Source organism: Curtobacterium sp. 1544, from assembly GCF_040544915.1.
Taxonomy (GTDB): Bacteria; Actinomycetota; Actinomycetes; order Actinomycetales; family Microbacteriaceae; genus Curtobacterium; species Curtobacterium pusillum_C.
Genome location: NZ_JBEPKX010000012.1, coordinates 33,920 through 54,470, shown reverse-complemented (window position 1 = coordinate 54,470; position 20,551 = coordinate 33,920). Strand labels below are relative to the sequence as shown.

17 protein-coding genes are annotated in these 20,551 nt (G+C 71.5%); 11 read left to right on the top strand and 6 right to left on the bottom strand.

Going from position 1 to position 20,551, the window contains the following annotated elements:
* The first annotated feature begins 31 nt into the window (after window positions 1–31).
* The 3 genes from ABIC61_RS09295 to ABIC61_RS09285 all read left to right on the top strand — a co-directional run bounded on the left by ABIC61_RS09295 (window position 32) and on the right by ABIC61_RS09285 (window position 2,566).
* Window positions 32–901: an alpha/beta fold hydrolase gene (locus ABIC61_RS09295; RefSeq protein WP_354029676.1), complete on the top strand. Its 870-nt coding sequence runs from the start codon at window positions 32–34 to the stop codon at window positions 899–901.
* 83 nt (window positions 902–984) lie between these two features.
* Window positions 985–2,034, top strand: a complete 1,050-nt coding sequence (gene lplAB, locus ABIC61_RS09290) for a lipoate-protein ligase LplAB (protein WP_354029675.1) — start codon at window positions 985–987, stop codon at window positions 2,032–2,034.
* A gap of 202 nt (window positions 2,035–2,236) precedes the next feature.
* Window positions 2,237–2,566 carry a hypothetical protein gene (locus ABIC61_RS09285; RefSeq protein ID WP_097180884.1) on the top strand — a complete coding sequence of 110 codons (330 nt, stop codon included), beginning with the start codon at window positions 2,237–2,239 and terminating at the stop codon, window positions 2,564–2,566.
* A gap of 27 nt (window positions 2,567–2,593) precedes the next feature.
* Here the strand turns inward: ABIC61_RS09285 and ABIC61_RS09280 are convergent, their stop codons facing one another.
* Window positions 2,594–2,878, bottom strand: a complete 285-nt coding sequence (locus tag ABIC61_RS09280; RefSeq protein WP_144756020.1) for a GNAT family N-acetyltransferase — start codon at window positions 2,876–2,878, stop codon at window positions 2,594–2,596.
* Between the two features lie 72 nt (window positions 2,879–2,950).
* Between ABIC61_RS09280 and ABIC61_RS09275 the strand changes: the two genes are divergently transcribed.
* Together ABIC61_RS09275 and ABIC61_RS09270 are read left to right on the top strand one after the other, a co-directional pair.
* Window positions 2,951–4,375 (top strand): hypothetical protein, encoded by a 1,425-nt coding sequence (locus ABIC61_RS09275; RefSeq protein WP_354029674.1) that lies wholly within the window; start codon window positions 2,951–2,953, stop codon window positions 4,373–4,375.
* 73 nt (window positions 4,376–4,448) lie between these two features.
* Window positions 4,449–5,345, top strand: a complete 897-nt coding sequence (locus ABIC61_RS09270) for a DNA-methyltransferase (RefSeq protein ID WP_354029673.1) — start codon at window positions 4,449–4,451, stop codon at window positions 5,343–5,345.
* Window positions 5,346–5,380: 35 nt separating this feature from the next.
* Here the strand turns inward: ABIC61_RS09270 and ABIC61_RS09265 are convergent, their stop codons facing one another.
* Window positions 5,381–7,846 (bottom strand): MDR family MFS transporter, encoded by a 2,466-nt coding sequence (locus ABIC61_RS09265; RefSeq protein ID WP_354029672.1) that lies wholly within the window; start codon window positions 7,844–7,846, stop codon window positions 5,381–5,383.
* Window positions 7,847–7,972: 126 nt separating this feature from the next.
* On the opposite strand from ABIC61_RS09265, the gene ABIC61_RS09260 reads away from it, so the two are divergent.
* Window positions 7,973–8,710: an alpha/beta hydrolase gene (locus tag ABIC61_RS09260; RefSeq protein WP_354029671.1), complete on the top strand. Its 738-nt coding sequence runs from the start codon at window positions 7,973–7,975 to the stop codon at window positions 8,708–8,710.
* 18 nt (window positions 8,711–8,728) lie between these two features.
* On the opposite strand, the gene ABIC61_RS09255 is transcribed toward ABIC61_RS09260, so the two are convergent.
* Both ABIC61_RS09255 and ABIC61_RS09250 read right to left on the bottom strand, forming a co-directional pair.
* A complete protein-coding gene (locus ABIC61_RS09255; RefSeq protein WP_354029670.1) occupies window positions 8,729–9,973 on the bottom strand; it encodes a glycoside hydrolase 5 family protein in 1,245 nt (414 codons plus the stop codon).
* Window positions 9,970–11,028, bottom strand: a complete 1,059-nt coding sequence (locus tag ABIC61_RS09250; protein WP_144756002.1) for a LacI family DNA-binding transcriptional regulator — start codon at window positions 11,026–11,028, stop codon at window positions 9,970–9,972. Before ABIC61_RS09250 ends, ABIC61_RS09255 begins: the two co-directional genes overlap by 4 nt.
* A 122-nt stretch (window positions 11,029–11,150) precedes the next feature.
* Between ABIC61_RS09250 and ABIC61_RS09245 the strand changes: the two genes are divergently transcribed.
* From ABIC61_RS09245 to ABIC61_RS09225, 5 genes are read left to right on the top strand one after another with little or no spacing between them, the layout of a single operon-like run.
* Complete coding sequence (locus ABIC61_RS09245; RefSeq protein WP_354029669.1) at window positions 11,151–12,440, top strand: ABC transporter substrate-binding protein; 1,290 nt, start codon at window positions 11,151–11,153, stop codon at window positions 12,438–12,440.
* A 26-nt stretch (window positions 12,441–12,466) separates the two neighbouring features.
* On the top strand, window positions 12,467–13,402 hold the full coding sequence (locus tag ABIC61_RS09240; protein WP_079238181.1) for a carbohydrate ABC transporter permease: 936 nt from the start codon (window positions 12,467–12,469) through the stop codon (window positions 13,400–13,402).
* Window positions 13,403–13,426: 24 nt separating this feature from the next.
* Window positions 13,427–14,281: a carbohydrate ABC transporter permease gene (locus ABIC61_RS09235; RefSeq protein WP_354029668.1), complete on the top strand. Its 855-nt coding sequence runs from the start codon at window positions 13,427–13,429 to the stop codon at window positions 14,279–14,281.
* Complete coding sequence (locus tag ABIC61_RS09230; RefSeq protein WP_354029667.1) at window positions 14,278–16,551, top strand: glycoside hydrolase family 3 protein; 2,274 nt, start codon at window positions 14,278–14,280, stop codon at window positions 16,549–16,551. Before ABIC61_RS09235 ends, ABIC61_RS09230 begins: the two co-directional genes overlap by 4 nt.
* Entirely contained in the window at window positions 16,548–17,816 is a 1,269-nt protein-coding gene (locus tag ABIC61_RS09225; protein ID WP_354029666.1) for a glycoside hydrolase family 125 protein, read from the top strand. The genes ABIC61_RS09230 and ABIC61_RS09225 overlap by 4 nt, the downstream gene beginning before the upstream one ends.
* Here ABIC61_RS09225 and ABIC61_RS09220 read toward each other — a convergent pair.
* Together ABIC61_RS09220 and pgm are read right to left on the bottom strand one after the other, a co-directional pair.
* Window positions 17,813–18,712 carry a hypothetical protein gene (locus ABIC61_RS09220; RefSeq protein WP_354029665.1) on the bottom strand — a complete coding sequence of 300 codons (900 nt, stop codon included), beginning with the start codon at window positions 18,710–18,712 and terminating at the stop codon, window positions 17,813–17,815. The two genes, ABIC61_RS09225 and ABIC61_RS09220, sit on opposite strands and share 4 nt — an antisense overlap.
* Window positions 18,713–18,725: 13 nt before the next feature.
* Entirely contained in the window at window positions 18,726–20,345 is a 1,620-nt protein-coding gene (gene pgm / locus ABIC61_RS09215; RefSeq protein ID WP_144755983.1) for a phosphoglucomutase (alpha-D-glucose-1,6-bisphosphate-dependent), read from the bottom strand.
* Window positions 20,346–20,551 lie beyond the last annotated feature (206 nt).

Below are 20,551 nucleotides of genomic sequence, written 5' to 3'. Positions count from 1 at the left end.
GGACCGGTCCCTGATCTGGGAGGATCGACAGGTGCCCACCTTCTCCGCAGCACGAGGCGACGCCTCGTTCACCGACGCGCACGGCGTCGAGATCGTCTACTCGACCTGGCGTGCGGCGCGGCCGAAGGGCATCGTGCAGATCGCGCACGGCGTCGGGGAGCACGGGCTGCGGTACGAGCCGCTCGCGCAGGACCTCGTGCGTGCCGGCTACACCGTGCACGCCAACGACCACCGCGGACACGGTCGCACCGGCCTCGCGCAGTGGGACGGCGACCACGCCAAGCTCGGTCGGCTCGGCCCCGGCGGACTCCGGGCCGCCATCGCCGCCGTCGAGCAGATGACCGCGGTCGCCAAGGAGGACACCCCGGGCGTCCCGCTCGTCCTGCTCGGGCACTCGTGGGGCTCGCTGATGGCCCAGCGGATCGTGAACACGTCGTCGGAGTCGTACGGCGGGGTGGTCCTCTCCGCCACCGCGTACCGGCTGCCCGGGTGGATGAACAGCGGTGACCTCAACGCCCGGCACGCTGGCTCCGGCCCGACGAAGTTCGAGTGGCTGACCCGCGACCGGGCGGTCATCGCCGCCGTCGAGGCGGACCCGCTCGCAGTCGAGGCGGACGTCATCGGGCTGTTCGGCGTCCGGGACGCGCTGCGGCTGCTCGGGGTCCCGCGTCGGGGCATCCCGCACGACCTCCCGATGCTGTTGCAGGTGGGGTCCGAGGACACCCTCGGTGGCCCGCGTTCGATCGAGCGCCTCGCGCAGGCGTACCGACGACGCGGCGGGCTCTCCGACGTGTCGGTGCGGGTGTACGAGGGCGCGCGGCACGAGGTCTACAACGAGACCAACCGCGACGAGGTCGTCGCCGACCTGGTCACGTGGCTTGACCGCGTCACGGCTCGCTGACGCGACCAGGCGAACGACGGGAGGCGCGCGGTGGCGCCGTCCCGCGCCTCCCGTCCGACACGTGGCGGGCGTAGGCTCGTCCCGTGCACGGTGAGTACAAGGTCCCGGGAGGCAAGTTGGTCGTCGTCGACCTCGAGGTCGTCGACGGAGGTGTCCAGGACTTCCGGCTCGCCGGGGACTTCTTCCTCGAGCCGGACGACGCGTTGCCCCTGATCGACGCCGCCGTGAACGGTCTGCCGGCCACGACCGACGCCGCGGGCATCGCCGCCGCCGTCCGTGCCGCCCTGCCCGAGGACGCCGTGCTGCTCGGCTTCACGCCCGAGGCCGTCGGGGTCGCCGTCCGCCGGGCGCTCTCCCGCGCGTCGACGTGGCAGGAGTACGACTGGGAGATCATCCACGAGGGACCGATCAGCCCGAACGAGCACCTCGCGCTCGACCAGGTCCTGACGGAGGAAGTGGGCGCCGGCCGCCGCGGGCCGACCCTCCGCATCTGGGAGTGGGACCAGCCGGCCGTCGTCATCGGGTCGTTCCAGTCCCTCAAGAACGAGGTCGACCCCGAGGGTGCCGCGAAGTACGGCGTCGAGGTCGTCCGTCGGATCTCCGGCGGCGGCGCGATGTTCATGGACGCCGGCGCGATCATCTCGTACTCGCTCTACGTGCCGACCGACCTCGTTCAGGGCATGACGTTCGCCGACTCCTACGCGTACCTCGACGAGTGGGTGATCGAGGCGCTGAAGTCCCTCGGCATCGAGGCGTACTACCAGCCGCTCAACGACATCACCTCGACCAAGGGGAAGATCGGTGGCGCGGCCCAGAAGCGCCTCGGCACCGGCTCACTGCTCCACCACGCCACCATGAGCTACGACATGGACGGCGAGAAGATGGTGCAGGTGCTGCGCATCGGCCGCGAGAAGATGAGCGACAAGGGGACCACCTCGGCCGCCAAGCGGGTCGACCCGCTGCGCTCGCAGACCGGGCTCACCCGTGCCGAGATCATCGACCGGCTCATCGCGACGTTCACGAAGCTCTACGGGGCGCACGAGGGGCACGTCACCGCGGAGGAGCGGCAGCGCGCGCAGGAGCTCGTGGCGTCGAAGTTCGCGACGCGGGAGTGGCTCGAGCGCGTCCCCTGACGCCGCGCCCTGACACAACGTGGTCGGCCGCCCGTGCGGTCGGGGGGCACTGTGGGGTTCCGGTGGTCGGCCGCCCGGGGAGGGGGTCCCGGACGGCCGCACCACCAGTGTGGACATCGTCCTGAAGAACCACGTGTGTGGATCACGAGAATCCTCCGCGCGGCTGATGTCCCATCCTGATCGTCCACGTAGCGTCGTGTGCGTGAACTGGTTGATCCTCCTGGGGGCGGTGGCCGCCGCGGCCGTCGTGATGTGGATCGCCGATCGCGTGGGGTGGATCGACCTGTCGAACAAGGCCACACGCAGCGGCGGATCCGGCGGCGTGATCTCGATGATGGACGAGGTGTTCGCGCCGACCCGTCACGAGACGCAAGCGGAGTACGAACGGCAGTCGCGCCTCCCGAAGGAGGCACCGACACCGGCGGACGACGACCACGACCTGCTCAGCGGCTCCGTGCTCATCAAGGTCCCCGCGGTGCGGGGTGCCGGCCGTCACGAGGCGCGGGCCGGGACGCACGACCGCAGCTACTGACGGCGGCCCCGTCAGTGCACCAGCGCGTCAGCGCGTCGTCAGTTCCTGGTAGTCCGGGTGCCGCTCGATCCACGCCGCGACGTAGCTGCACTGCGGAACGACACGGAGTGACCCGGAGCGGACGTCGTCCAGGGCGTGCTCGACGAGGATCGACGCGTGCCCACCACCGCGGTGCGCCGGGTCCACCTCGGTGTGGACGAACCGGATCTCGTCGCCGTCGACCTCGTACGCCGCGAAGCCGATCACCTCGCCGTCCTCGATGAGGGAGTACTGCCGCTTGTCGGTGTCGTTGTGGACCTCGGGTGCTGCCATGCCGACGACGGTACGCCGCACCTCCCGAAGAAGGGCCTGTGTGGTGGCTGTGGGCCCCGCTATCGTCTGATCGTGCAGCACGAGACGACCCCGCCGTTCCGCTTCCGGACGCCGCCCGGATGGCCGACACCCTCGGCCGAGTGGGTCGAACTCCACCAGGCCGCGGAGCCGGCACCGGGGTGGACACCCGCTCCGGGCATCCCGCCCGCCCCGACCGACTGGTCGTTCTGGAGCCCCGAGCCGCGGTCGTTCCGCGGTTTCCTGCCGCCGTTCGCCCGTCGCCTCCGGGTCGCGCAGTGGATCGGCCTGGTGGTGTCGCTCGTCGCGCTCGCCGCGGTGGTCATCGTGGGGGCCGTCGGCGGGCCCGCGGTGTTCGGGCTCGCGCCGCTCGTGGCCGGCCTCGCGGTGCTGGTCGTCTCGTCGTCTCGGCAGGCGGACCTGGCGTCGCGCACGGCGGCCTCGATCCGTGACGACGCCGCCGTGTGGCGGCGCACCGAACTGCCGGCCCGCGCCCGGGCGGCCTACCCGGCGCTGGACGACGCCGCGGCGGTCGCAGCGTGGGAGGCGGCGGCCTGGGGCACGGACGCCGCGCGGCCGTTCGTGGCAGCGGCGGGAGCGGCGACAGCACACGCACACGCGCACGTGCCCGTGCATCCACACCCGCACCCGCAGGCGACGCCACTGCGCCGACGCAGCCGCGCGGTCACGGGCATCACGGCGGGTGCGGCGGCGTTCGCGCTGGTCCTCGGCGCGACCGCCGCCCTGGCCCCGGTCGTCCGTACGGTGCAGGAGCACAGCGCGGGGTCGACCCTCGCCCGCGGCGAGCAGGACGACACGGGCCCCGCTCCGGACGCGACGACCCCCGGCGACACCGGCAGTGACGGCGCCGCCACGGACGAGGCTCCGTGGACCTCCGTCGACGGCACCATCACGGCGTCGTTCATCTCCGACGAGGACACCTGGCAGGCGACCTGCGGAGCGACCGACTTCGCGGACGGGTGCTGGGCGTTCCAGATCGAGGGCGAGTGCGACGGCCCCGCCGTGGTCTCCGTCGGCTTCTCGGCCACCGAGGACGGCGACGACATGCGGACGGACACCCGCACGGTCCTGCTCACCTCGGGAACACCGCTCGTCCTCACCGAACAGGGGTCCGAGGACTGGGGCGGCATCCGGGACATCACCTGCTCCGCTGCCCCGAAGAGCCCGGTCGCGCTGACCCGCGCCGAGCTCGACTCCGACGACGAGGACGCCGACGGCTCCTGGCCCGACGGGTGCGTCGACTGGGGGTGCGCCGGGTGGGAGATCACGCCCGCTGCGGACTGCCCGTCGGCGACCGTGCAGTTCTCCGTCGACGAGGAAGCCGCGGACCTGCCCGACCCGCACGACCTCGTGGTGACGACCGCGCTGCACGCCGGTCAGCCGGTCGACGTCTGGGCGGCGGGCGCGTGGTCCTCCGACGACGACGACGCGACGCTCGCCCAGGTGACCTGCGGCTGACCCGGACGCCGGCTGCCCAGCGCTCGGACCCGGCGACCGGCGCCAGCCCCGCGCCGTGCACCAGAATGGTCGCGTGCACAGCGGAGACGATCGCGGCCCGGACCGGGTGGTCCTCGGCGACAACCTCGACGTGCTCCCGACCCTGGCGGACGGTTCGTTCACGCTCGTCTACCTCGACCCGCCGTTCAACACCGGCCGCTACCAGCGTCGGCACGCCAGTGCTGCGGTGCGCGAGCTCCCGAGCACCTCGGCAGCAGGTCGTCGCGAGACCGTCACCGGCTTCCGGGGCAGCACCTACGAGCGCGTCCGCGGCGACCTGATGCGCTTCGACGACCGGTTCGAGGACTACTGGTCCTTCCTCGAGCCCCGGCTGCTCGAGGCATGGCGACTGCTCGCCGAGGACGGCACCCTCTACCTGCACCTCGACTACCGCGAGTCGCACTACGCCAAGGTCCTGCTCGACGCGCTGTTCGGCCGTGACGCCTTCCTCAACGAGATCGTCTGGGCGTACGACTTCGGCGCGAAGTCCCGTTCGCGCTGGCCCACGAAGCACGACACGATCCTGGTCTACGTGAAGGACCCGGCGCAGTACCACTTCGATTCCGAGGCCGTCGACCGCGAGCCCTACATGGCGCCCGGTCTCGTCACGGCCGAGAAGCGCGAGCGCGGCAAGCTCCCGACGGACGTCTGGTGGCACACGATCGTCTCGCCGACCGGCAAGGAGAAGACGGGCTACCCGACGCAGAAGCCCGAGGGCGTGCTGCGGCGGATCGTGCAGGCGTCCTCGCGCGAGGGCGACTGGGTCCTCGACTTCTTCGCCGGCAGCGGCACCACGGGCGCCGTCGCGCAGGCCCTCGGGCGACGGTTCGTCCTGGTCGACGACAACCCGGTCGCCGTCGACGTCATGCGCCGTCGGCTGCCGACGGCATCCTTCGACGTCGTGGAACCGCCCGCCGCCTCCGCGATCTGACGCGGGGACGACGGGCGGTTCCGTCAGGTGGTCGCCTACTCGGCCGAGTGGCGGCCGTGCGCGTGCTCGTCCGGCCTGGAGGCGCGGCTCGGGTCCGCCGCGTCCGCTGCGGTCGGTGCCGGGGTCGCGTCCACGGGCGCCGCGGCGGCGTGGGCGGCGCGGGTCCGGATCGCGCCGGTGGTGACCGGCGGCTCGTCGACCGGCGCGGCGGCGGAGTGCGCGCCGTGCGTGGTCGCGTCCGGCAGGGGTGCACGAGTGCCCTCGACCGACACCGTGTCGATGCCCGGCTGCCCCATCCCGACCGCGGATCCGGCGGATCGGGGCTGCGACGGGACGTCCGGCGAGGTCGGGACGATCGCCATCGATCCGGTGTCCGGCGAGACGAGCGACCCGGTGCCCGCGGCAGCGTTCTGCGCGTCGACGGTGAGCCGGTCGGCGTCGGCCTTGTCCGACGCCGCCTTCTCGGTGTTCGCCCGGTCGGTGTTCGCCTGCTCCTGCAGTGCGGAGACCTTGCGGAGGGGCGGCACGCGGAAGAACCAGGTCAGGACGAACGCGAGCAGGATCACCGCGAGGCCGACCCAGTAGACGACGACGGCCGAGTCGCTGAACCCGACGAGGAACGGACGGGTGAGTCGCTTGTCCGCACCGTTCAGGAACGAGGTGTCGCTCGTCGACGAGCTGGAGGACGAGTTCGCCGCCGAGTCACCGCTCTTGAGCTGCTTGACCAGGGTGGGGGCGACCTCGTCGACGACGTTCTGCCGCTGGTCGGCGTTCGAGTAGTCGACCTGGAGGGTGCCGTCCACGACGTCGGCCTGCGCCTTCGACGCGGCGGTCTCGAGGGCCTGCTGCTCGGCGGCGGGCTTCGCGGCGGCGACCTGCTGGGCGATGACCGAGTCGGCCGAGGCCGCGGGGATCTGCCCGGCGGCCACGCGCTGCTGCACCGCAGCGGTGACCTGCTTGGTCACTGCTGCATCGGCGGCCTCCTTGGCCTGGACGGCGCCCTTGTTCAGACCGTCCTGGACGTTCTGCTGGACCGGGTCGACGATCTTGTTCCAGATCTGGTCCATCACGCCCTTGTTGTCCGCGGCGTTGGCGACGGACGGGGTGAGGGCGGCGTTCAGGGCGGGTTTGAGGTCGCTCTCGTTCTGCATCGCCGTCGTGATGTTCGTCGGCATGAGCGTGAACAGGACGGACAGGAGGACGGCCGTGCCCATCGTGCCGCCGATCTGCCGGAAGAACGTGGCCGCGCTGGTGGCGACACCGATGTCCCGCGGGCTGACGGAGTTCTGCGCCGCCAGGGTCAGCGTCTGCATGAGCTGCCCGAGCCCGAGGCCGATGCCGAACATGCCGAGCATGAGGAACCACAGCGGGCGGTCGGCGGTCAGGAAGGTCAGGACGGTGAACCCGATCGCGGTGAACGCCGTACCGGTGATCGGGAAGACCTGGTAGTTCCCGGTCCGCGAGATGATCTGACCCGAGGCGATCGACGAGATCATCAGGCCGAGGACCATCGGGAGCATCGCGAACCCGGACTCGGTCGGCGTGACGCCCTTCACGATCTGCAGGTACAGCGGGATGGTGAGCATCGCGCCGAACATGCCGAAGCCGACGAGGACCGAGAGCACCGCGGACATCGAGAACACCCGCGACCCGAAGAGCTTCAGCGGCAGGATCGCGTCGTCCTTCATGGCGCGCTCGACGAGGATGAACGCGATCAGGCCGGCTGCACCGATGCCGTAGCAGGCGAAGGCACCCGGAGAGCTCCAGCCCCACTCGCGACCCTGCTCGGCGATGAGCAGCAGCGGCACGAGGGTGACGATGACGAGGGTCGCACCCCACCAGTCGATGCGCGGCTTGCCCCGGTCCCCGAACTTCGGCAGGTGCAGGAACGTCAGCACCATGAAGAGCGCGATGATGCCGATCGGCACGTTGATCAGGAACACCCAGCGCCAGCCGGAGATGAAGAGCAGTTCGCCCGACCCGGCGAAGACACCGCCGACGAGCGGGCCGATGACCGACGAGATGCCGAACACGGCGAGGAAGTACCCCTGGTACTTCGCGCGCTCGCGGGGAGCGAGCATGTCGCCCATGATCGCGAGGGGGAGCGACATCAGACCACCGGCGCCGAGGCCCTGCAGCGCGCGGAACCCGGCGAGCATGAGCATCGAGGTGGAGAACGACGCCGCGAACGAGCCGACGATGAAGATGCCGATCGCGGTGAGGAACAGCGGGCGCCGGCCGAAGATGTCGGACAGCTTGCCGTAGATCGGCGTGGTGATCGTCGAGGCGATGAGGTACCCGGTCGTCACCCAGGCCTGCTGGTCGAGGCCGTGCAGGTCGTCGCCGATCGTCCGGATCGCGGTACCGACGATCGTCTGGTCGAGGGCGCCGAGGAACATCCCGGCCATCAGGCCGTAGATGACCAGCAGGATCTGCCGGTGGCTCATCACGGCGTTCGACGACGTGGTGGGTGCCGCGGGTGCGGTCGCGGTCTGGGTCATGTGCAGGATCTCCCGAAAACTTTGCGCTGGCTGCAAAGTTACATCTGCCGCAAGGTGGCTGGTCGCGCCGGGGAGGGTTCCTGAGTGGATCGGCAGCACCGGCGCCGGAACAGTAGGGTCGCGGTCATGAGCACGCCCGACGCCGTCACAGTACGCCCGAGCGTCCTACCGGGTTCCCGCCCGGCCGTCATCGTGCTGCCGGGCGGCGGGTACGAGGAGCACGGCCGGGCGGGCTCCGAACCGATGGCCGCCTGGTTCGCCGGGATCGGCCTGCACGCGTTCCTGTTCCGGTACCCGCTCCGCACCCCGGACACCACCGGGCTCCTGCACCCCGCGCCGATCGAGGCGACCCGTCGGGTGTTCGACTGGCTGCGCGCCGGTGCTCCGGGCGCCGACGTGACGATCGACACCGGTCGGGTCGGGGTCGTCGGGTCGAGCGCCGGCGGACACCTGGCGGCGAGCCTGGCGAACGGCATCGACGACCCCACCCTCGACCGTCCGGACTTCTGCGTCCTGAACTACCCGGTGATCAGCATGGAGGCGCCGACCCGGCCGCGGCCCGTCGTGGGACTGCTCGGGGAGGCCCCGACCTGGCGCGAGCGTCGTGAGCTGTCGATGGAGACCCGGGTGGACGCACGGACCCCGCCGACGTTCGTGTGGACGACCGCCGACGACCGGATCGTCCGGGCGACGAACGCACTGGGGTACGCCGACGCCCTCGTCCGGAACGAGGTCGACGTCGAGGTGCACGTCTTCCCGCACGGTCGGCACGGCCTCGGGACCGCGGTGCGCCAGCCGCACACGTCGCAGTGGACGCGACTCTGCGAGAACTGGCTGCGGTACCAACGCGTGCTGACCGACTGAGGCGATCCGTGCCTCCAGTCAGACGGCCGCGGCCTCGACGACACGCGTCACGCCACGTGCTGCCAGTGCCGCCGGGTCGGCCGCCGTCCGGCTGGTGACGACCGTCACCACCTCGCCCGCTGCGCGGAGCCGGTGCCACCGGTCGAAGACCTGCCCACCCGGTGCCAGGTCCGACCGGTGCAGTGGCAGGTCGTCGCCGTCGACCTCGACGACGACGGCCGCCGTGCGCGGCGTCGGCGCCGGGGCGGCGCGGCGGGCGTCGGCGACCACCTCGGCGTAGCGGCGTCCGAGTGGCTTGACCCGGTTGTCGACGTCGAGGAGCCCCAGTGAGTACTCGAGGTCCTTGAAGTCACCGAGGTCACGCGACACGTCGTGCGAGCACCACCACGTGATCGCGTGCAGCCGCTCGGTGGTGAGGGCCGCCGCGATCGTCCGCTCCAGGAACTCCGGCATCTCGGACTCGGCGAGGTGGCGGTCCGGTGCACCGACCTCCTGCAACCACACCGGTCGCTCGGCATCGGTCGCGAACGCGCGGGACAGCTCGATCATCCACTCGGCGTGCCGCACCGATTCGTCGGAGAGCGCCCCGTACCGACCCGCCACCCCGTTGAAGATCCACGAGTGCACGGTCGTGACGTCCCCGAGCCGGCTGGCGTGCGTCGGGACGAACGGGTGGCCGTCCCGGTACCAGAGGTGGTCGTTCTCGCTGTGCGTGACGACGTGGCGGGGGTCCTTGTCCCGCGGTGCGTCGAGCAACGACTGCAACCAGTGGGTGACCTGCGCGGTGTCGGCGGGCATCGCGGCGGGGTTCGGCGGCTGGAACTGGTTGACCTCGTTGCCGAGCGTCAGACCCGTGAAGTTCGGCCGGTCACGGACCGCGTCGTAGACGGCGGACACGAGGGCTGCCTGCGCGTCGATGGCCCGCTGGTCCGTGAACATGTTGCCGTCGTGCCAGTTCACGAGCCACGCCGGGACGAAGTCGAATCCGGACATGTGCCCCTGGATCACGTCGACGCTCGCGTCCAACCCGAACTCGCCCGCCACGTCGACCACGGCGGCGACGTCGTCGAGCGCCCGGCGTCGGATCAGGGTGCGGTTCGGCTGGAGCGTCGGCCACAGCGGGAACAGCCTGACGTGGTCGAGTCCGAGCCCCGCGACCGCCTCGAGGTCGCGGCGCACGGTGTCGACGTCGACCGCCTGCCACTGGAACATCCAGTCGGTCGACGGCACGTAGTTCACGCCGAAGCGCGTGGGCATGGTCATCGGTCTCCCTCGGTCGGAGTGGCATCGGCGGGTGCTGGGCCGGTCGACCCACGGACGTGCAGGGCTCGGCCGCTCACCTCGGCGTCGGCGACGTCCTCGCCGCGGACGAGTCGTTCGACGAGTGCGACCGCGGTGCGGGCGGACTCCTCGACCGGGGCGTCCAGCGCGGTGAGCGTCGGGCGGACGATCGAGGAGACCCACGAGTCCTCCCACGCGACGACGGACAGGTCCTCCGGCACGCGGACGCCGAGTTCGGGTGCGTGTGCGATCACCTCAGCGGCGATCGCCTCGCCGTCCAGGACGATCGCGGTCGCGCCGTCGAGTCGTCCGAGCAGGTCGGCGACCGGATCCTCGCTGTGGGCGCGCCAGTCGAGCACGAGGGCGTCCACTCCGCGTCGGTCCGCCGCCGCGGTGAAGCGGGCGTCGCGGGCGCTCGTGTGCGCGAGTGTCGGCCCGTCGCCGACGCGGGCGATCCGCCGGTGGCCGAGCGCACCGAGGTGGTCGAGCAGTGCCTCGGTCGCGTCGGCGTCCCCGACGGTGACCGCGGGGATCGTGCTGCCCGGGACGGGTGCGCCGAGCATCACCGCGGGGGCGGAGAGGTGCTGCAGCAGCGAGGTGCGCGGGTCGTCGGTGCGGACGTCGACGAGCAGGAACCCATCGACCCGCTGCTCGGTCCACCACTGTCGGTACACCTCGGCTTCGTCCTCGGCGCGCACCAGCGTCATCGAGAGTGACCAGCCGATCGCGGCGAGCGGCTCGGTGAGGCCGGCGATCAGGCGCATCGTGAACGGGTCGCGCTGGAAGGTGTCCCGCGAGCGTGCGAGCACGAGACCGAGACTCCGTCCTGCGCTGCCGGAGAGCTTCCGGCTCGCGAGGTTCGGGCGCCAGTTCAGGTCGTCGGCCGCCTTGCGGATGCGGGCCGCGGTCGCGGCGGAGACGTTCGGGCGTCCGTTGAAGACGTGCGAGACCGCCGACGTGGAGACCCCGGCGCGCTTGGCGACCTGCGCGATGGTGACGCGGCGACGGTCGACGGCGCCGGCGGTGGTGTCGCTCATGCCGTCGAGCGTAGAGGGTTGACCCATTCGTGTAAAGCGGTATACGTTGCTCGTCACCTGAAGTACACCGCTGTACCAAACGCATCGCGAACCGCTCCACCGACCACTGCCAGGGAGGCACCGTGACGGACGGCATCAGCAGGCGCACCCTCCTCGGAGCCGGCCTCGGCGCCGGGCTCCTCGCGCCGATCCTCGCCGGGTGCAGCGCACTCACGCCGGCCTCGAGCGGACCCGGGACGCTCAGCGTCCACACCCAGTTGAGCGGCGCGGTCGCCGGGGCGCAGACGTTCACGGACGTCGTTGCGGCCTACCGACGCCGCACCGACCGCCGGGTGGCCCTGTTGTCGAACGGCTCGGACCTGCCGATCGTCTTCGAGACCAGTTCGCTCGCCGGCAAGGAAGCGGACGTCGCCATCGTGAACATGGTCGGGCGCACGCTGTCGTGGACGGGGGAGCACGCGACCGTCCCGGTGAACCAGAACCTCGACGACTGGGGGCTGCGCGACCTGATCATCCCCGAGGCGATCGACGAGTGGACCGATCCCGAGGGCCGGGTCCGCGCGTTCCCCTTCACCCGGACGAACTGGCCCGTGTCGTTCAACACCGCGCTCCTCGAGCAGGCCGGAGTGAGCGAGATCCCGACCACCTCCGACCAGCTCATCGCCGCGGCCGACCGGTTGCGTGCTGCCGGTATCGGCCCCGTGACCGTCGGCGGCTCGGACTGGAGCGGACAGAAGCTCCTCATGCAGATCATCCAGGGGTTCGTCTCCCAGGACGAGGCCGCCACCGTCTTCTCGACCGGGAAGATCTCGGAGAGTGCCGGAGCGGTCCGCGGCGTGCAGCACTTCGTCGAGCTCCGCGACGCCGGGGTCTTCGTCGACTCGGTGCAGGGCTTCACGTCGGACTCCGAGCTCACGCAGTTCACCACCCGCAAGGCGGCCATCGTGCCGGCGATGTCGTCGGCGCTCGCGCTCGTGTCGAAGGAACGAGCGGAGGAGGTCACGGTCGGCGGCTGGCCGGTGCCGTCCGAGCACGCCGCGATCGCGCGACCGAGCGTCATCAAGAGCTACAACGGGCACGGCATCTGGATCAGCGAGAACGGCCGGGACAAGCTCGACCTCATCAAGCCGTTCGTGCAGTACCTCTACTCCGCCGCGGTCACGAGCGAGTTCGTCCTCGACTCCGGCCGGGACATGAGCCGCATCACCGAGACCGTCAGCCGTGACTTCCCGCTCGTGGCCCAGGCGTCGAAGCTCACTGACGACCAGGTCACCCCGGTGATGCTGCCCGATCTGCTCGTGCCCGACTCGGCGTACGAGCCGATGATCCGTGCGACGTCGCTCGCCTACGGCAGCGGGACCTCCGCCGACCGCATCATCGACCTCTTCGAACGCGCCTACACGGCCGCCTGACCACCCCGCCCGAGAAGGAGCTCCCCATGGCAGTGCTCGTCGAGGAACCACCCGTCCGGTCCGCCGGTACCCCACCGCGCCCGTCCCGTCGTCGCCCGGCCGTCGGCACCGCCCGGGGCAGCTTCCCGACGTTCGCGATCCCGGCCCTCGCCTGGTACGGCGTGTTCATGATCGGCCCGGTCGTCGCGATGATCGTCATCGCGTTCCTCAGCTGGCCCGGCATGCTCGTCACGCCGACGTTCGCCGGTCTCGACAACTTCCGGGTGCTGTTCTCCGACGAGACGTTCTGGGCGGCGGTCCGGAACAGCACGGTCCAGATCGTGATCGGTCTGCCGATCATGATCGTGCTCGCGTTCCTGCTGGCCTTCCACGTGGTGCAGAAGCCCCGCGGACACCGGGTGCTCCGCTACCTGCTGTTCATCCCGGCGCTCATCTCGGCCCCGGCGACGGCCATGATGTTCTACGCGATGCTCAACCCGGACGGCCTCGTGAACGGAGTCCTCGAGACGCTGGGGATCGGCGGCAAGGCCTGGCTGGCCGATCCCGCCACGGCGCTCGGCGCCCTCATCGTCGTCGACCTCTGGGCCGGCATCGGCTACTCGGCGGTCCTCATCGCGAGCCGGCTCGACGGTGTCGACGGCGAGGTCGTCCAGGCGGCCCGGATGGACGGCGCCGGATCGTGGCGCCTGGCGTGGGGCGTGTACTGGCCGATCGCACGGGACTTCATCGGGGTCGTCGCGATGCTGCAGTTCCTGTCGATGCTGTTCAGTTCGGCGCAGAACGTCCTGCTGCTGACCCAGGGCGGGCCGGGGACGGCGACCACCACCCTGTCGTACCTCGTGTACCAGAAGGCGTTCGTCGACACCGACCTCGGCTACAGCCAGGCCGTCGGCGTGGTCCTGTTCGTCTTCGGTCTCGTGGGCATGTTCATCATCCGTCGCGTCCTGCGCAAGACGCACTGACCCGCACCGACCAGGGAGACCACCATGGCCAAAGCACCCGTCGGCACCAAGCTCCGCGACCGGATCGGCTCGATCACCAGCGGGACCGTCGCCTGGATCTACGCGGCACTGCTGATCCTGCCCTTCTACTACTTCGTCGTCTCGTCCTTCAAGGACAACGACGGCATCTTCGAGTCCCCACTGGCGTTGCCGGCGTCGTGGGACCTCGACAACTTCGTCGGCGCGATCCGGCAGGCATCCCTCGGCCCGGCGATCGCGAACTCGGTGCTCACCACCGTCGCCGCCCTCGCGCTCACGCTGCTGCTGGCGTTGCCGGCGTCGTTCGCCCTCGCCCGGGCCACCGGCCGGGCCGGCAGGATCGTCGAGGGACTGTTCTCGCTCGGGTTCCTCATCCCGTCCTTCGCCGCCCTGTTCCCGACGTTCCTGCTGGCCGCCACCATGGGGCTCTTCCACACCCGGACGTTCCTCGTGCTGCTCCTGCCCGCGACGGCGATGCCCCTGGCGATCGTCATCCTCACGCAGTTCATGCGGACGATCCCGCGCGAACTCGAGGAAGCCGCGTCGATGGACGGCGCCTCGGCCTGGCAGGTGATGCGTCAGGTCTACCTGCCGATCTGCATCCCCGGCATCGCCACGGTGCTCCTGCTCAACTTCCTGTCGTTCTGGAACGAGTACCTCTACGCCCTCGTCCTCATCGGACCGGACACCGCGCAGCGCACGATCCAGGTGGCGTTGCCGACGCTCAAGGTCGACGCGGGGACGGACTACGGGATGCTGATGGCCGGCACCCTCTTCACGCTGCTGCCGGTCTACCTCGTCTACACGATCCTGCAGCGACAGATGCAAAAGGCCCTCGTCTCGGGGGCGATCAAGGGATGACCGTCACCGCCAGTGACCTCGACGTCCGGGCCCGGATCGGTCAGGTGAACCAGCGGCTCAAGGGCTGGGAGGCCGTGCGCTGGGTCGACGGCCGACCGCGCATCACCGACGTCCTCCGCGCCGAGGTCGACCGGTGGGGCGGGGTCGGAGCCGTCTACGGCGTGCTCCGTGCGGACCCGTGGTCGGGCGTGCACTGGGGCAACGGGATCCCGCCCGAGCGCTCGGCCGAGGCGTACGCGGCGGTGCAGGAGTACGTGGTGGCGCACAGCGACGGCGGTGTCCCGACCCTGTTCGTCGAGGAGGTCCCGCACGGACTGCAGGCGCTCGGTGCCACCACCCTCCCCGTGAACCTCGCGCTCGGAGCCGCGATGGACGCCGACCTCGTCGAGGAACTCGCCGCAGCGGTCGCCGCCGAGGTCCGCGCCCGCGGCACCCACGTCGCGTTGGTGTCCGGCCTCGACGTCCTCCGCGACGCCCGCTGGGGCCGCGCCGAGGAGTGCTGGTCGGAGGACGCCGCACTCGCCGCGATCATGGTGCGCGCCACGGTCCGCGGCATGCAGGGCGCCGGTGGCGGGCCGATCGACCACCGGCACGTGGCTGTCGTCGCGAAGCACCTCGCCGGTCAGGGAGCGGGGATCGGCGGTCGGAACGGCTCCGGGGCACCGATCGGCCGCCGGGAGCTCGCCGAGGTCCACCTGCCGCCCGCGTTCGCCGCTGCCGAGGAGCACGTCGCCGGGTTCATGGCCGCCTACAACGACGTCGACGGGGTCCCGTGCTGCGGCAACCGCGACCTGCTCACCACCACCATCCGCGACGGGTGGGGTTGGGACGGCATCGTCATGGCGGACGGCACCGCGATCGACCGGCTCCGTGACACGACGCCGGACCCGGCGACCGCAGCCGCGGTGGCGCTCCGGGCCGGCGTCGACCTGAGCCTGTGGGACGACGCGTACACGCACCTCGACGAAGCGCTCGAGCGCGGGCTCGTCGCGCTCGCCGACCTCGACCGCGCCGTCGACCGCGTGCTGGCGCTCAAGGAACGGGTCGGACTGCTCGGCGCGCGCCCGGTGACCGTCTCCCACGACCCCGCCCGCGAGCGCGCGACGGCGACCCTCGCCGAGCGTGCGGCCCGCAGGTCCGTCGTCGCCGTCGACACCGGCGTGCTCCCGATCGCGTCGGACGTCACCGTCGCGCTGCTCGGTCCGAACGCCGACGACGTCGACGCGCTGCTGGGCGACTACTCGCCACCGCGGCCGCCGGTCGACCCCGGCACGTCCACGGTCCGCTCCGCCCTGGAGGCACGGCTCGGCCCCGGCAGGGTCCGCCACTCCGCAGGCAGCCGGCTCCGACACCCCCTGCCGGACGCCGCGGACGCGGTCGCGGCAGCACTCGCGGGCGTGGACGCCGTCGTCGTCGTGCTCGGCGGGTCGAGCCGACGCAGCTACGACGACGGGTTCGAGGACAACGGCGCCGTGAGCGGGCCCGACCCGGACACCACGAACGGCGAGGGGGTCGATCTCGCCTCGGTGGCCGTCCCGGACCCGCAACTCGCGCTGTTGCGTCGAGCGCGGGACGCCGGACGGCCCGTCGTCGCGGTCGTGGTGGACGGTCGGCCCCGGGTCCTCACCGAGGTCCGGGCGCTCGCGGACGCCGTCCTGGTGGTGCCGTTCCCCGGGCCGACCGGCGGCACGGCGATCGTCGACGTGCTCTTCGGGGCGGCGGCGGAGGGACGACTCCCGGCGACGTGGCCCGGCGCCGACGGCGTGCAGCCGGCCGCCCACGACGAGCGGCTCGAGACCGCCCGCGGCTACGTCGACGTCGCCGCACCGAACACCGTGACCGGCCTGCCGGGGCTGGGGCGGGCAGTGGAGGTGGGACTCGGCGCGGTGACGCACGCGATCACGGTGTCGCGCCTCCAGGCCGGAGACCGGGTGACCGTCCCGGTGACCGTCCCGGTGACCGTCACGAACACGTCGGGCGTGCCGAGACGGGTGTCGGTGCCGCTCTGGGGTCGGCGCCGCGAGCCCGGTGTCCGGCCGCGACGGCGGGTCGTGCTCGCCCTGGTGACGCTCGACGTGCCGGCCGGCCGCGCGGTCACGGCCGGGTTCCCGCTCGGGCGCGCCGCCCTCGGGACGTGGGGCGGCGACCTCCGTCCGACGGTGCGCCCCCTCGAGGTGGACTGCTGGACGGACGACGTGCTCGACCCGCCGCCGGACGCGGTGCGTCTTCGCGTCACCGACGAGGACGGGGCCGTAGCGTGGGTGGGATGACGACGACGCTCGACGACGAGATCGCCCGCACCGTGCGCGCTGCGGCAGACCGTGTCCGCACCGTGCTGGGGACGGAGATCGGTGACCGTGTCGAACGCGCGCTCCGCCGGACCCTCACCGACACGATCACCGTGGACGACGACGGCGCGTTCGTCATCACCGGTGACATCCCGGCGATGTGGCTGCGCGACTCGACGACGCAGATGACCCCGTACCTGCGACTCGTGGGGGAGTCCCCGGCGCTCGCCGACGTGCTGTGGGCGGTGGTCGCACGGCAGTTCCGGCTCATCGAGCACGACCCGTACGCGAACTCGTTCAACCGCGAACCGAACGGTGCGCACTACGACGACCACGACCTCAACGCCGACCCGCTCGTCTGGGAGCAGAAGTACGAGGTCGACAGCCTGGCCTACCCGGTGACCTTCGCGTACGCGCTCTGGCGTGCCACCGGGTCGACCGCCGTGCTCGACGACCGGGCACGGCGGGCGTTCCGGACGATCGTCGACCAGTGGACGACGGAGCAGGACCACGACCGCTCGCCGTACCGCTTCGTGCGACCCGGAGCGATCGCGACCGAGACCCTCGCGCGGGACGGCCGCGGCACCCCGGTGGCCGTCACGGGGATGACCTGGAGCGGCTTCCGACCGTCTGACGACGCGTGCACGTACGGGTACAACGTCCCGGCGAACCTGTTCGCGGCGCAGGCGCTGCTCGCGATCGCGGCGATCGCGCGGTCGGTGTGGGACGACGGTGGACTCGCTGCCGACGCGGACGCGCTCCGGGCGGCGATCCTGGACGGGGTCGTCCGGCACGGGATCGTGCCCGGACCGGACGGTGCGCCCGTCTACGCGTACGAGGTGGACGGACTCGGCGGCGTGCTGCTGATGGACGACGCGAACACCCCGTCGCTGCTGTCCCTGCCGCTCGACGCCCCTGACGTCGTGGACCGCTCGGTGTGGGAGGCGACCCGGTCGTTCGTGACCTCGCCGGCGAACCCGTTCTGGTACTCCGGCTCGGTCGCGTCCGGGATCGGGAGCCCGCACACGCTGCCGCGACGGGTGTGGCCGATCGCGCTCGCGGTCGAGGGGCTCGTCTCGACGTCGTCCGCACGGCGCCGCGAGTTGCTCGACCTGCTCGTGGCGACCGACGCCGGGACCGGGGACATGCACGAGTCGTTCGACGTCGACGACCCGACGCAGTTCTCCCGGCCGTGGTTCTCGTGGGCGGACGCGATGTTCTGCGAGCTGGCGCTGGCTACCGACTAGTCGTCGGCGGCCTGTTCCAGGGCCGTCTGGAAGCGTTCGTCGATCTCGATCCGCATCGCGCCGGTGTCCTCGTCGAAGCCGGACACCGCGCTGACCTGCCCGTTCCGCGAGAAGAACAGCAGCGGACTGAGCTGCCCGCCCGGCAGCGCCCGGTCCGTGCTGGTGAGGACCTGCAGCAGCATCCCCGCGAGCGTCTGCACCGCCTGGATGCTGTCCGCGTCGCGGATCGGCGCCGCGAGCAGCAGGTGCCGGTGCGGGATCGCGAACACGGTGCCGAACGGGGCGGCGCCGAACAGCGCGGGCAGGTTCACCGCCTTGGACGCCACGAACAGCGACTCACCCTCGACCACGAACACCCCGGGGGCGATCTCGGCGTGCCCGTCCACCGGTTCGTCGTCGGTGTTGAGCTGGCCGATGGCGAAGAGCTCGTCGATGCCGAGCGCGAGCCTCGGGAGGGATGACGCCGAGAGGGTGCTCACCATCGTCGGGTAGTCGACGCACAGGCCGAGGACGAGCCCGGGGGCGAAGGGCCGCGCGTACGACAGGTCGGCGGGGTCCGACGGGGTCCCGCTGTGCTCCGACAGGATCCGCGTCCGGATCCGGGTGCGGAGTTCGTCGGCGTCAAGTTCCTCCGGCGCGGGTTCGCTGTACGCCTGGATCATCCGGTCGAAGTGGTCGGCCACCAGGTCGGCCTGCACGGCCGGGGGCTCGCCGTGCACCTGCGACGCCAGGTTCTCGAGCAGGAAGACCCGCCCGTCGGTGCCCACCAGGCGAGCGTGCTCACCGGGCAGGACCTCGACGGTGGTCTCCATGCCGCGCTCGGCGAGGGCCTGTTGTGCGAGGACGACCAGCGTCGGAGCCGAACCCTCGGGCTTCTTCCGTCCGAACCACCCCATGCGCGCGGCGGTGTCAGGCGCCGAGGGCGGCGTCCACGATCTCCTTGGCCTCGCGCTGCACCTGTTCGAGGTGCTCCTGCCCGACGAAGCTCTCGGCGTAGATCTTGTAGACGTCCTCGGTGCCGGACGGCCGGGCCGCGAACCACGCCTTGTCGGTCACGACCTTCACGCCGCCGACCGCCGCGTCGTTGCCCGGGGCCTTCGACAGCTTCGCGGTGATCGGGTCGCCCGCGAGGGTCTCCGCGGTGATCGCGTCGCCGTCGAGCTTCGACAGGCGTGCCTTCTGGTCCTTGCTGGCCGCCGCGTCGACACGCTGGTACACGGGGTCGCCGAAGCGCTCGGTCAGCTCGTCGTACAGCTGCGACGGGGTCTTGCCCGTGACGGCGATGATCTCCGACGCGAGGAGCGCCAGGATGATGCCGTCCTTGTCGGTCGTCCACGCCGTGCCGTCCTTGCGGAGGAACGACGCCCCCGCGGACTCCTCGCCGCCGAACGCCACCGAGCCGTCGATCAGTCCGGGGACGAACCACTTGAAGCCGACCGGGACCTCCCACAAGCGCCGGCCGAGCGACTCCGCGACCTTGTCGATGATGCTCGACGACACCAGGGTCTTGCCGATGGCGGCGTCCTCGCGCCAGGCCGGACGGTGCGCGTAGAGGTACTCGATCGCCACGGCGAGGTAGTGGTTCGGGTTCATCAGGCCGCCGTCGGGCGTGACGATGCCGTGTCGGTCGGAGTCCGCGTCGTTGCCGGTCAGGACGTCGAACTCGTCCTTCCGTGCCACGACGGACGCCATCGCGCTCGCGCTCGACGGGTCCATCCGGATCTTGCCGTCCCAGTCGAGCGTCATGAACGACCACGTCGGGTCGACGTCCGGGTTCACCACGGTCAGGTCGAGGCCGTAGTGGTCGCGGATGCGGTTCCAGTACGGCAGCGATGCGCCACCGAGCGGGTCCGCGCCGATCGTCACGCCCGCACGCTTGATCGCATCGATGTCGATGATGTTCTCGAGGTCGGCGACGTAGTTCCCGAGGAAGTCGTACCGGTCCGGCGAGGCCTGCTCGGTGCGCTGCACCTCGGCGTTCCCGCCCGCGATGATCGCGTTCGCGCGGTCGGCGATCCAGCTCGTCGCGTCGCTGTCGGCCGGGCCGCCGTGCGGCGGGTTGTACTTGAAGCCGCCGTCGCGGGGCGGGTTGTGGCTCGGCGTGATCACGATGCCGTCCGCCGTGTCGCTGTGGCCGGCCTTGTTGTAGGCGATGATCGCGTGGCTCAGCGCCGGCGTCGGCACGTACCCGTTCTCGCTGTCTGCCAGCACGTGCACGCCGTTCGCGGCCAGGACCTCGAGCGCCGTCCGCTCCGCCGGACCAGACAGGGCGTGGGTGTCGCGCCCGATGAACAGCGGGCCGTCGGTGCCCTGCGAGTTGCGGTACTCGACGATCGCCTGCGTGATCGCGGCGATGTGGGTGTCGTTGAACGCGGAGTCCAGGGACGAGCCACGGTGGCCCGAGGTGCCGAACACGACCTTCTGCTCGGGGACCGAGACGTCCGGCACGCGCTCGTGGTACGCGGCGATGAGGGCGTCGAGGTCGACGAGGTCGTCTGCAGTGGCGGGGGTGCCGGCGCGGTCGTTCATGGGTCCATCCTGGCATCGCGGGGCTCGGGGCGCTCAGGGTCGGGTCGGGGTGCGCGTGTGGGGAGGCGGCGCGGGTGTGGGTGCGGGGTGCGTGCTTGTGCGCACCCTGACGACATCTGCGCGTGGTGGACCGTGCGCATCCGTCGTCGCGGTGTGCAGTCGCCGGCGGGACCGCGGTATCCGGCATGTCACCGGCCGGGGCTAAG

Excerpts from the sequence above, each read along its gene's own strand:
- ABIC61_RS09280 (WP_144756020.1), bottom strand. The coding sequence starts at position 2,878 with ATGGCAGCACCCGAGGTCCACAACGACACCGACAAGCGGCAGTACTCC.
- ABIC61_RS09265 (WP_354029672.1), bottom strand. The coding sequence starts at position 7,846 with ATGACCCAGACCGCGACCGCACCCGCGGCACCCACCACGTCGTCGAAC.
- ABIC61_RS09260 (WP_354029671.1), top strand. The coding sequence starts at position 7,973 with ATGAGCACGCCCGACGCCGTCACAGTACGCCCGAGCGTCCTACCGGGT.
- ABIC61_RS09255 (WP_354029670.1), bottom strand. The coding sequence starts at position 9,973 with ATGACCATGCCCACGCGCTTCGGCGTGAACTACGTGCCGTCGACCGAC.
- ABIC61_RS09250 (WP_144756002.1), bottom strand. The coding sequence starts at position 11,028 with ATGAGCGACACCACCGCCGGCGCCGTCGACCGTCGCCGCGTCACCATC.
- ABIC61_RS09240 (WP_079238181.1), top strand. The coding sequence starts at position 12,467 with ATGGCAGTGCTCGTCGAGGAACCACCCGTCCGGTCCGCCGGTACCCCA.
- ABIC61_RS09235 (WP_354029668.1), top strand. The coding sequence starts at position 13,427 with ATGGCCAAAGCACCCGTCGGCACCAAGCTCCGCGACCGGATCGGCTCG.
- ABIC61_RS09230 (WP_354029667.1), top strand. The coding sequence starts at position 14,278 with ATGACCGTCACCGCCAGTGACCTCGACGTCCGGGCCCGGATCGGTCAG.
- ABIC61_RS09225 (WP_354029666.1), top strand. The coding sequence starts at position 16,548 with ATGACGACGACGCTCGACGACGAGATCGCCCGCACCGTGCGCGCTGCG.
- ABIC61_RS09220 (WP_354029665.1), bottom strand. The coding sequence starts at position 18,712 with ATGGGGTGGTTCGGACGGAAGAAGCCCGAGGGTTCGGCTCCGACGCTG.
- pgm (WP_144755983.1), bottom strand. The coding sequence starts at position 20,345 with ATGAACGACCGCGCCGGCACCCCCGCCACTGCAGACGACCTCGTCGAC.